Origin of the sequence: Clostridium weizhouense (genome assembly GCF_019431045.1) — a bacterium.
Taxonomy (GTDB): Bacteria; Bacillota; Clostridia; order Clostridiales; family Clostridiaceae; genus Clostridium; species Clostridium weizhouense.
The window spans coordinates 77107-88884 of record NZ_JAHXPT010000011.1; the positions used below are offsets into that span (position 1 = coordinate 77107).

Below are 11778 nucleotides of genomic sequence, written 5' to 3' on the forward strand. Positions count from 1 at the left end.
TACATTGAAAGGGGAAAAGATAATGTACAATAAAGTAGATTCTACAAAGAGTAATGTAAGTATGGAAAAAGATATTGCAAAACTTTGGAGAGAAAAAAACATTATACAAAAGAATTTTGATTCTAATCAAGATGGAGAATATTTCACTTTTTATGATGGTCCTCCAACAGCAAATGGAAAGCCACACGTTGGTCATATATTAACAAGAGTTATGAAAGATATAATCCCAAGATATAAAGTTATGAAGGGATATCAAGTTTTAAGAAAAGCTGGTTGGGATACTCATGGTCTTCCAGTAGAATTAGAAATAGAAAAGAAACTTGGAATTTCAGGTAAAGAACAAATTGAAGATTTCGGAGTAGAAAAATTTATTAAAGAATGTAAAGATAGTGTATTCTCATATGTAAGTCTATGGGAAAAAATGTCTGAACAAATCGGTTATTGGGTTGATATGGATGATCCATATGTAACTTATCATGATAACTATATTGAATCTGAATGGTGGGCTTTAAAGCAATTATGGAATAAAAAATTATTATACAAAGGTCATAAAGTAATGCCTTACTGTCCAAGATGTGGAACAGCTTTATCATCTCACGAAGTTGCTCAAGGATATAAAGATGTTAAAGATTTGACTGCAACAGCTAAATTCAAAGTTGTAGGAGAAGAAAACAAGTATATTTTAGCTTGGACAACAACTCCTTGGACATTACCGTCTAACTTAGCTTTATGTATAAACAAAGCATATACATATTGTGAAGTTCAAGTTGGAGAAGAAGTTTATATTTTAGCTAAAGATTTACTAGGAAAAGTTTTAGGCGATACAGAATATGAATTAATTAAAGAGTTTAAAGGTGAAGAACTATTAGGAGTTAAATACGAACAACTATTACCTTTTGCAAAGGTTGAAGGTAAAGCATTTGAAGTAATCCATGGAGATTATGTAACATTAACAGATGGTACTGGTATAGTACATATCGCTCCAGCTTATGGTGAAGATGATAGTCTTGTTGCTAAGAAAAATGGAATTACATTTATAAACTTAGTAGATACAAATGGTAACTTTGTTGAAGAAGTAACTCCATGGGCAGGAAAGTTTGTTAAGAAATGTGATGATAGTATTGTTAAATATCTAGAAGAACATAATAAATTATTTAATGCCCACAGACATATGCATTCATACCCACATTGTTGGAGATGTGATACACCATTATTATACTATCCAAAAGATAGCTGGTTTGTTGCAATGACTGAAATGAGAGATAAATTATTAGCAAACAATAATAAGATAAATTGGTATCCTGATAATATTAGAACAGGAAGATTTGGTAAATTCCTTGAAAATGTTATTGATTGGGGTATTTCAAGAGATAGATACTGGGGAACACCTCTACCAATATGGAATTGTGAATGTGGTCATAAAGAATGTATTGGAAGTAGAGAAGAATTAGAAGCTAAATCAACTACAGAGTGTAAGGGTATAGAATTACACAAACCTTATGTTGATGCAATTAAATTAAAATGCCCAGAGTGTGGAAAAGAAATGACTAGAACTCATGAAGTAATTGATTGCTGGTTTGATTCTGGCTCAATGCCTTTTGCACAATGGCATTATCCATTTGAAAATAAAGAAACTTTTGAAAAGAATTTCCCAGCTCAATTTATATCAGAAGCTGTTGACCAAACAAGAGGATGGTTCTATACATTACTTGCAATATCAACATGTTTATTTGATACAAACCCATTTGAAAATTGTATAGTGTTAGGTCACGTTTTAGATAAAAAAGGACTTAAGATGTCTAAGTCTAAGGGAAATGTTGTAGATCCATTTGAAGTATTAGATAGTCAAGGAGCAGATGCTACAAGATGGCATTTCTATACTGCAAGTGCACCATGGCTTCCAACAAGATTCTCAACTGACGATGTTGCAGAAACTCAAAGAAAATTCTTAGGTACATTATGGAATGTATATTCATTCTATGTTTTATATGCAGATATAGATAAATTTGATCCAACTAAATATGCTGATTTTGTATCAGATAATGTAATGGATAAATGGATTATATCTAAATTAAATACATTAATTGCAACTGTTGATGAAGGATTAAGTTCTTATAAAATAACTCAATCAGCATTAGCAATTGAAGAATTTACAGATGAATTATCAAATTGGTATGTAAGAAGAAATAGAGCTAGATACTGGTCTCAAGAATTAACAGATGATAAGATTGGTGCATATGTAACTTTATATAAAGTATTAACGAATCTAGTTAAGATAGCATCACCATTTGTTCCATTTATGACAGAAGAAATTTATCAAAATTTAGTTGTAAATCTTGATAAAAATGCACCAGAAAGTATTCATTTATGTAAATGGCCTGAAGTAAATAGTGATGCTGTAAATAAAGAGTTAGAAGAAGAAATGGATTTAGCTTATACACTTGTTAAGCTTGGAAGAAGTGCTAGAAATGCTGCTAATATTAAGAATAGACAGCCACTTTCAGAAATTCTTATTTCAACAAATTCTTTACCAGAATACTATGGCGATATTGTTAAAGAAGAGTTAAATATTAAGATGGTTGAACTTGGAGCAGATTTATCAAAATATGTTAACTTTGAAATTAAACCTAACTTACCTGTATTAGGTAAGGCTTATGGTAAGTTAATACCACAAATCAGAAAAGCAATTTCAGAAAAAGATCAAATGGAATTAGCTCAAAAGATTCAAAATGGTGATAGTGAAACTATTGAAGTTAATGGAACAGAAATAGTTCTTACAAATGAAAATCTTTTAATTACAATGCAAGGATTAGAAGGATATGCATTTGCAGGTGAAGGACATATAGGTGTAGTATTAGATACAACAATTACATCAGAACTTCAAGAAGAAGGTCATGTAAGAGAAATTATTTCAAAGATTCAAAATATGAGAAAAGATAAAGGCTTTGAAGTATCTGACAAAATAAAACTTTATGTTGCTAATAATGACTCATTATTAAATATAATTGAAAAATTTGCAGAAACTATAAAGAAAGAAACATTAACTTGTGATATTATTTATAATGAAGAAAAAGAGTATACAGAAACTATTATAAATGGTGAAAAGTTAGAAATGACAGTTAAAGTAATTAAGTAGATATATAGTTAAAGGCTAGAATCTAAAGGACTCCTTTTGATATCTAGCCTTTATATTTGCAGAAAAATCACTATTTATCAACAAGTTTCTTGATTTTTATAAGATAATATTAGTATAATTAATTATCTAGAATAATATAAAGGAGGAATTAGTATGGCTACTTCTATTAAAGATGTTGCTAAAGAAGCAGGTGTTTCAATTGCAACAGTTTCTAGAGTGTTAAACGATATAGATGTCGTTAATGAGGATACTAAGAAAAAAGTATTAGATGCAATAAAGTTATTAGGATATAGACCAAACATAATTGCTAGAAGTCTAAAAACGCAAAAGACCAAAACAATAGGTATATTATTACCAGATGTATCAAATCAGTTTTATCCTGAAATTGTTAGAGGTGCAGAAGATGTTTCTAACATATATGACTATAATGTGATTTTATGTAATTCTGATCTTGATATAGAAAAAGAAAAAGAATATTTAAGAGTTCTTAAAGAAAAAATGGTTGATGGAGTACTTTATATGAGTAGTTCACTTCAAGAAGAAATATTAGATCTTATTAATGAATTAGATTTAAAGACAGTACTTGTTGAAACAAAAGATAAAGAAGGAAAACTTCCAAGTGTTACAATAGATAACATTAAAGGAAGTTATGATAGTACTAAGTATTTAATTTCTAAGGGGTTAAAAAATATTGCTTTTGTTGGTACTAAGAAAAACAATATGAATGCTTGGGGAGACAGATATCTAGGTTACGAAAAAGCATTAAAAGAAGCAGGCATTGAAGTAAATGAAGATTTAATCTATCTTGATACAATAAAAGTAAAATCAGGATATGAAGCTGTAGACGAATTCATAAAAAAAGGAATTAAAGTTGATGGTGTTGTATGCGCTTCTGATGAAATAGCAATGGGTGTTATTAATAGATTTAGAGAAAAAGGAATTAATACACCTAATGATGTTAGTGTTATTGGTTTTAATGATAATTATGCTGCATCAATTTTCTATCCTAAAATAACAACTATCTCTCAACCAACATATGATATGGGGTCAGTTGCTATGAGAATGCTTATAAAACTTTTAAATCAAAATGAATTAGAAGAATCACATTATGTTTTAGAGCATGAGTTGATAGAAAGAGAAAGTACGATTTAATTATAAACATAATAATTAATACCATAATGCCTTAAAAATAAGGCATTATTTTTTTAGGAATATTTTAAGTGAATACTAGTTGTTTAATATAAAATACATAGAAATATAAAAGTATATACACAATTGTAACTAAAAATAAAAAATGATAAAATAATTAGTATTGCAATTATATATAAAAAGGGGGATTTTCATGAATAATCAAAAGAGATTAGGTGAATTGGGAATAGGAAAATTGCTACTAGAGTTTTCAATTCCAGCTATTATAGGAATGCTAGTAAATACTTTATACAATATTATTGATAGAATATACATAGGCCATATTCCAGAAGTAGGTAATTTGGCAATAACAGGAGTAGGAATTACACTTCCTTTAATGACTATACTTTTAGCGTTTGGAATGTTAGTTGGGATAGGAACAGCTACTAGAATTTCAATAAAACTAGGAGAACATGATAAAGAAAGTGCTGAACATCATTTAGGAAATGCATTTACATTGTTACTAATAATAAGTGTAATTTTAACAATTATAGGATTAAGCTTTATGAAACCTCTTTTAAATATGTTTGGAGCAAGTACTAATACTATAGGTTATGCTATTGATTATATAAAAATAATTTTTATAGGAACTGTATTTAGTATGATTAGCTTTGGATTAAATCATTCAATAAGGAGTGATGGAAGTCCTAAAATAGCAATGCTTTCAATGTTAATAGGTGCTATAACTAATATTATTCTTGATCCTATATTTATATTTACGTTTGGACTTGGAGTAAAAGGTGGTGCAATTGCCACTGTAATTTCCCAGGTTATATCAACAATATGGATTTTATATTACTTTACTAAAGGAAAAAGTGTACTTAAAATTAAGAAACAGTATTTAAAACTTAATAAATCAGTAGTAACAAGTATATTTTTAATAGGAATGAGTCCTTTTAGTATGCAGATTGCTCAATGTGCGGTTCAAATAGTGTCTAATAATTCTCTTCAAAAATATGGAGGAGATGCTGCTATTGGTGCTATGACTATAATAAATAGTCTGGTATTAATATTTTTAATGCCTATATTTGGATTAAATCAAGGAATGCAACCAATAGTAGGATATAATTATGGTGCTAAAAAGTATGATAGAGCTAAAAAAGCTTTAAAATATTCAGCAATTGTAGCAACGATAATCGTAACAGTAGGATTTTTAGTTGTTGAAACAATGCCAGAAATTTTGATTTCTATATTTAATACAGATTCTGAAATTTTAAGGATAGGAATTCCTGGTATGAGAATATTTTTAGTAATGTTACCTATAATAGGTGCTCAAATAGTGACAACAAATTTTTTCCAATCAATAGGGAAGGTTAAAGTTTCAATGTTTTTAAGTTTATTAAGACAAGTAATAATATTAATTCCTTCATTACTAATAATACCAAGAATTTTAGGATTAAATGGTATATGGATAGCAGGATGTGTATCAGATTTTTTATCAGCTATAATAACATTAGTAGTATTCTTAAAATTTAGCAAAAAATTTAAAAAAGAAGTTAATAAAATAAAAGAACAATCAGTTGTGTAAAACTAAACCCCTTATCTTTAAACTAAAGATAAGGGGTTATTTTTATAGTATTCCTTCAACTTTTAAAGTATCTTCTAATTTTTGAACTGTTTCAGATAAAGAGATAAATTTTTCTTTTATTTGTTCTTTTGATGGAGTATTTGTATTAAGAGATTTTTCTATATCTTGTATAGTTTTAATAGCATCATCTATGTCTTGTTGAGCTATTTTTAAAGTTGCTTCTTTCATAAAGTTTCTCCTTTTTGTCAAATTAAGTTTAATCATTTCTATCCTATCACTACTAAAAAATAAGTGCAAGGCATATAAATGTAATGAACAATTATGTTTTGGAGGAGAAGATGATAAATTATATTTGGTTTTTAATGATTTTTCTTGGAGTTCTAGTTGGTTTAATAACTGGAAATGGAGAAATAATTTCTAAAGCCATAGTTAACTCATCGGGAAGTACAGTTAAATTTATTATTGAACTTACGGGAATTATGTGCTTTTGGTGTGGAGTTATGAAGGTTGCAGAAAATAGTGGACTAACAGATAAATTAGCTAAAATTTTAAAGCCTTTATTAAAAATTATATTTAAAGAAGCTGCCAGGGATGAAAAAGCATTGGGTGCTATAGTTATGAATCTTACAGCTAATATGATGGGATTATCAAATGCGGCAACACCATTTGGAATTAAGGCTATGGAAGAAATGGATAGACTTAATAAAGAAAAAGGAAAGGCATCAAATGATATGGCACTTTTTTTAGTATTAAATGCGGCTTGTATACAATTAGTACCTTCAACAATTATATCCATAAGAGCTGCATGTAATTCAGCTAACCCTGGAATAATAATAGTTCCAGCTTTGATATCAACTGCAACAGCAGCTACTGTTGGAATTCTTTGTTGTAAATTATTACAAAGGTATTTTTAAAAAGGGGGGACTTATATGCTTAATTATTTAAGTAGAAGTATAATTCCTATAATATTTTTAATAATTATAACTTATGGTATGGTCTCAGGAAAGAAAGTGTATGAATGGTTTGTAGAAGGTGCTAAGGAAGGCTTAAATGTATGTTTAAGAATATTCCCATATTTATTAGCTATGATAATTGCAGTACAAATATTTAAAGAAGCTAAATTGTTAGATATTATAAATAACTTAATAGCACCAGTTGGAAATTTAATAGGGTTACCTAAAGAGATAATACCTTTAATAATTATAAAGCCTCTTTCGGGGAGTGGAGCAATTGGCGTGTTTACAGATATTATAAAAAGTTTCGGTGCTGATACTAAAATAGGATTAATATCTTCTGTTATTATGGGAACAACAGAAACAATTTTTTATACAATTACAGTTTACTTTGGAGCAGTAAAAGTAAAAAAAATAAGACATACATTATGGGCAGCTATTTTCGCAGATTTAACTGCTATAATTATGGCTGTTTTTATAGTTAATTTATTTATTTTTAAATAATTTAAATATATATTAATATTTAAGTAATTTTAATATATAAATAAAATATAAGGACATTTTTTTAAAAATATCCCAAAAGGATTTCTCAAAATTAATATAATATATAAATCTTTGTTTAAATATAGTAAGATTATATTTTTTGAGATAGCTCTTTAGTCAAACTATAAAGTATAGGAGAGGATCTTTAATGGTTAATGAAGCTAAAAAATTATTTGTTGCTATGGTAGGGGCAACTACAATGACTTATGAAAAAGCTAATGAAATTATAAATTCATTAGTTGAAAAGGGAAAGGTAACTATAGAAGAAGGAAAAGAGTTATCAGAAGAATTAAAGAAAGAATTAAAAGAGAAAACAGATAATGTAAAAATTAAAACAACTGAAAAACTTAAAGATATAAAACCAATTAATAAGGATGAGATGTATGAAATATTAGAAGAATTTGATTTTGCAACTAAAGAAGAATTATTAGATCTTAAAAATAGACTTAAATCATTAGAGGAAAAATTTAGAGAAAGTTAAGACACGCTTTTTAATTATTATTTTATTTGATGTGTCTAGTTAGATAAAGAAGTGTCTTAATTTAGGCATATTCAAAAAATAATAGGCCAGCATATTCCTATATTTGATTTATTGTTTTATTCCATGTATCTTAATAGAAATTTTTAAGACAGCTTTTTTAGGAGGAATGTTTTATGAATAAACAGTCTTCAAAAAGATTTAAAGAGATAATAAAAGTTTTTGCTAAATATGGATTTGGGTATATTTTTGATAATAAACATGTTGGAGAAAAAAAATCCCCTAAAAATCTAAGAAAAGCATTTGAGGAGCTAGGACCAACATTTATTAAATTGGGACAAATACTAAGTACAAGGCCAGATATTGTATCTAAAGAATACCTTGAGGAATTGACTAGACTACAAGATTCCACCCCTAAAGAAGATTTCCAAACAATAAAATGTGTTTTAGAAAAGTCATTAAATATTTCTATAGATGAGTACTTTAAATATATTAATGAATCACCTATAGCATCTGCATCTATAGCTCAAGTTCATGAGGGTGTTTTAAAAGATAATAGAAGAGTAGTTATAAAAGTACAAAGGCCAGATATAAGTGAAAAAATTAATTTAGATATTTCTATATTAATAAGAATTTTTAAATTTACAAAAGTTAATTCAGTTATACCAATTGATGTTATAGAGGCATTACAGGAAATCAAATCTATGACTGAAGAAGAAGTGAATTTTATACTAGAAGCGAAAAATATTGATATGTTTAGAGAAAACAATATTGGGTCAGCTTCAGTGTATGCTCCTTATATAGTAAATGAATTATTAAGTGAAAAAGTAATAATATTAGAAAAAATAGATGGATTTAAAATAAATGATTTAGATATGTTTTATAAAAATGGATATGATAATAAAGAAATTGCAAAAAAATTAGCTCTATCATATTGTAAACAAATATTTAAAGATGGCTTTTTTCATGGTGATCCTCATCCAGGAAATTTATTAATAAATTGTGGAAAAATATGTTTTATAGATTTTGGAATAGTAGGACGATTAAATGATTGGATGAAGAAAATGCTAAATATGGCTATACTAGCTATAGCAACAAAAGATAAAGAAAAATTAGTAGATTGTATATTATCAGTTTCAATAAAAAAGGGTAAAGTAAATAAAATACATTTATATGATGGAGTATCATACATATTTGATACATATTTATCTACATCTATAAAGAATATAAAAATATCTATATTGTTTCAGGAAATATTTGATTTAGCTAATAGAAATAATATACAATTACCACGAGAGTTAATATCTTTAACTAAGACTATAATAATATTAGAGGGTGTTATCGCAGAAATTGATCCAGAATTAGAAATTATAGATGTTGTGATAATATTTGTTAAAAATGAAAATAAAGAAATAATATTAAAATTTTTACAAGATGAGGAATTATTAATTTCATTATATTCATTTGGAAGAGATACAATAAAGATTCCATCTAAAACTGTAGAATTATTAAATAAGCTATGTGTAGGAGAAGGAAAATTACAATTAACAATTGGTGATAAAAATTCTATTTTTAAGGAAATAAATAGAATGATAAATAAAGTTGTTATAGGAATACTAGTAGCTGCATTAATAATTGGATCATCTATGATAATAAGCAATAATATTGAACCAACATATAATGGAATATCTTTAATTAGGATTATAGGATATTTAATATCAGTAGTATTTATACTTTGGTTTTTTATAACTATGATAATAGATAAAAAATTTTATTTTAAGAAATAATTAAAGTATATATTGAAAAAAATCTAATATAATGTATAATAGTTATTAATTTAATAGTGAATATATTAAGAGGTAGAGGCGCAAAATTTAATAGTACTATTATTGAGGTAAACACAATGATGTAATAGGAAAGGAAATTTTGCCGAAGCGTATAACTGATGTTTTAAGGTTATAAAGCTGGGCTTATACAAAATATGTATAAGACTGTCACAAGTTTTTTGTGGTGAGCTATCATTCATGGAATTTTAAAGTCTTTTTAGACTATGTATTATAAAACCTTGAGTGTTATGACCACTCAAGGTTTTTTTATTTATGAGGCACCTCTAACTGTTCACAAAAATAAGAGGAGGAGAAAAAATGAAAAATTCTAAAAAATATTATGTATTCTTATTAACTTTTATTATGTTATTTATGACATCAACAGTTGTTTTTGCAGAGGAGGTTGATGTGTCTGCTGTAAATGCAGTGAAATTTGGTTGGTTTACTATTATTCCACCACTTATAGCAATAGTATTAGCATTTATAACTAAGGATGTTGTAATATCATTATTTATTGGTATTTTATCAGGAGCATTCATATTAAATTTATCAGGAAATAATATATTTTATGCTCTTATTCAATCATTTTTAGATGTTGTCCAAAGAGCATTAAATTCTTTGGCTGATCCATGGAATGCAGGAATTGTACTGCAAGTTATGGCTATCGGTGGTGTTATTAGCTTAGTTAGTAAAATGGGAGGAGCTAAAGCTGTTGCAGAAGCATTAGCTAAAAAAGCTAAGACGCCTAAAAGTGCACAAATAATTACTTGGCTACTAGGGATTTTTGTTTTCTTTGATGATTATGCAAATTCATTAATAGTAGGACCTATAATGAAACCAGTTGCAGATAAAATGAAAATTTCAAGAGAAAGATTAGCTTTTATAATTGATGCGACAGCAGCACCAGTTGCAGGTATTGCATTTATTTCTACATGGATAGGATTAGAATTAGGATTAATAAAAGATGGGTTTGCAAGCATAGGTCAAGAAGTGGATGCTTTTGGGATATTTTTAAGTACTATTCCATATAGATTTTATAATATATTAATATTAGTGTTCGTAGTTATAACTTCTCTTATGCTTAAAGATTTTGGTCCAATGAGAAAAGCAGAACTTAAAGCTAGAAATGGCAAAGCAGAATTAAATAAAGAAATTGCTATAGACAAACAAATGGCAGATGAAATTGAAGTTAAAGAAGGGGTTAAGTTAAGTATTTGGAATGCAATAATTCCTATAGGTGCATTAATTCTTTCAGCATTAGCTAGTTTTTATTATAGTGGTTATACAGAAATAATGGCTGGAGATAATATTAATTTACAAAATCTTTTAAATACATCACCAGCATCATTTGAAGCAATAAGAGAAGCATTTTCAGCATCGAATGCAGCAGTAGCATTATTTCAATCGGCATTATTTGCATCAATTGTAGCTATATTAATGTCAGTATGTAAAAAAATATTTACTATATCAGAAGCAATAGAGAGCTGGATACATGGAATGAAAGGACTTATTATAACAGGTGTTATATTAATATTAGCATGGTCTTTAGGTTCAGTTATAAAGGAACTTGGTACAGCCGCATTTTTAGTTAGTAAACTTTCTAATACTGTTCCTATGTTTTTACTTCCAAGTATAATATTTATATTAGGATCAATAATATCATTTGCAACAGGAACAGCATATGGAACAATGGGGATATTAATGCCGCTTGCTATTCCACTTTCTTTTTCAATATCACCTGATATAAATTATGTAATTATGAGTGTAAGTGCAGTGCTTACAGGTGCTATATTTGGTGATCACTGTTCACCAATATCAGATACAACAATAATGTCTTCGATGGGTGCAGGATGTGATCATATAGAACATGTTAAAACTCAATTGCCTTATGCAGTGTTTGTAGCTTTAATAACTATTTTGTTTGGATATATTCCAGCAGGATTAGGAATGCCAATTTGGGTAGTGTTACCTATAGCTGTTATTGCTATAATTGTATCAGTATACTTTATTGGAAAACCAGTTGATATTTCTAATGAAAACAATAATATTTAGCAGTAAGATTTAGTTCAAATTATGATATAATGAAGAGGATACCATTAATGGTATCCTCTTTTTTAAGAGTTGGG

The 11778-nt window shown here is 27.7% G+C and carries 9 protein-coding genes and 1 riboswitch; of the genes, 8 read left to right on the top strand and 1 reads right to left on the bottom strand.

The annotated features are described in order from the left end of the window. The first annotated feature begins 22 nt into the window (after window positions 1-22). The 3 genes from ileS to KYD98_RS13410 all read left to right on the top strand — a co-directional run bounded on the left by ileS (window position 23) and on the right by KYD98_RS13410 (window position 5852). Window positions 23-3136, top strand: coding sequence for an isoleucine--tRNA ligase (gene ileS / locus KYD98_RS13400; protein WP_219780551.1), 3114 nt, complete (start codon window positions 23-25; stop codon window positions 3134-3136). A 153-nt stretch (window positions 3137-3289) separates the two neighbouring features. Continuing rightward, window positions 3290-4288, top strand: a complete 999-nt coding sequence (locus tag KYD98_RS13405) for a LacI family DNA-binding transcriptional regulator (protein WP_219780552.1) — start codon at window positions 3290-3292, stop codon at window positions 4286-4288. Between the two features lie 190 nt (window positions 4289-4478). Beyond that, a complete protein-coding gene (locus KYD98_RS13410) occupies window positions 4479-5852 on the top strand; it encodes an MATE family efflux transporter (protein WP_219780553.1) in 1374 nt (457 codons plus the stop codon). Between the two features lie 42 nt (window positions 5853-5894). Here KYD98_RS13410 and KYD98_RS13415 read toward each other — a convergent pair whose 3' ends face one another. Next, the gene (locus KYD98_RS13415) at window positions 5895-6080 is read right to left on the bottom strand and encodes a hypothetical protein (protein WP_219780554.1); all 186 of its coding nucleotides are present in this window, start codon (window positions 6078-6080) and stop codon (window positions 5895-5897) included. A gap of 110 nt (window positions 6081-6190) precedes the next feature. On the opposite strand from KYD98_RS13415, the gene KYD98_RS13420 reads away from it, so the two are divergent. From KYD98_RS13420 to KYD98_RS13440, 5 genes are all read left to right on the top strand, one after another. Then, window positions 6191-6766: a nucleoside recognition domain-containing protein gene (locus tag KYD98_RS13420; protein WP_219780555.1), complete on the top strand. Its 576-nt coding sequence runs from the start codon at window positions 6191-6193 to the stop codon at window positions 6764-6766. Window positions 6767-6781: 15 nt separating this feature from the next. Further along, window positions 6782-7309 carry a nucleoside recognition domain-containing protein gene (locus KYD98_RS13425; protein WP_219780556.1) on the top strand — a complete coding sequence of 176 codons (528 nt, stop codon included), beginning with the start codon at window positions 6782-6784 and terminating at the stop codon, window positions 7307-7309. Between the two features lie 187 nt (window positions 7310-7496). Further along, on the top strand, window positions 7497-7829 hold the full coding sequence (locus tag KYD98_RS13430) for a phasin family protein (protein WP_219780557.1): 333 nt from the start codon (window positions 7497-7499) through the stop codon (window positions 7827-7829). Between the two features lie 173 nt (window positions 7830-8002). Next, window positions 8003-9613: an ABC1 kinase family protein gene (locus KYD98_RS13435; RefSeq protein WP_219780558.1), complete on the top strand. Its 1611-nt coding sequence runs from the start codon at window positions 8003-8005 to the stop codon at window positions 9611-9613. Between the two features lie 65 nt (window positions 9614-9678). Beyond that, window positions 9679-9852: riboswitch (Lysine riboswitch) on the top strand. A gap of 118 nt (window positions 9853-9970) precedes the next feature. After that, the gene (locus KYD98_RS13440; protein ID WP_219780559.1) at window positions 9971-11704 is read left to right on the top strand and encodes a Na+/H+ antiporter NhaC family protein; all 1734 of its coding nucleotides are present in this window, start codon (window positions 9971-9973) and stop codon (window positions 11702-11704) included. Window positions 11705-11778 lie beyond the last annotated feature (74 nt).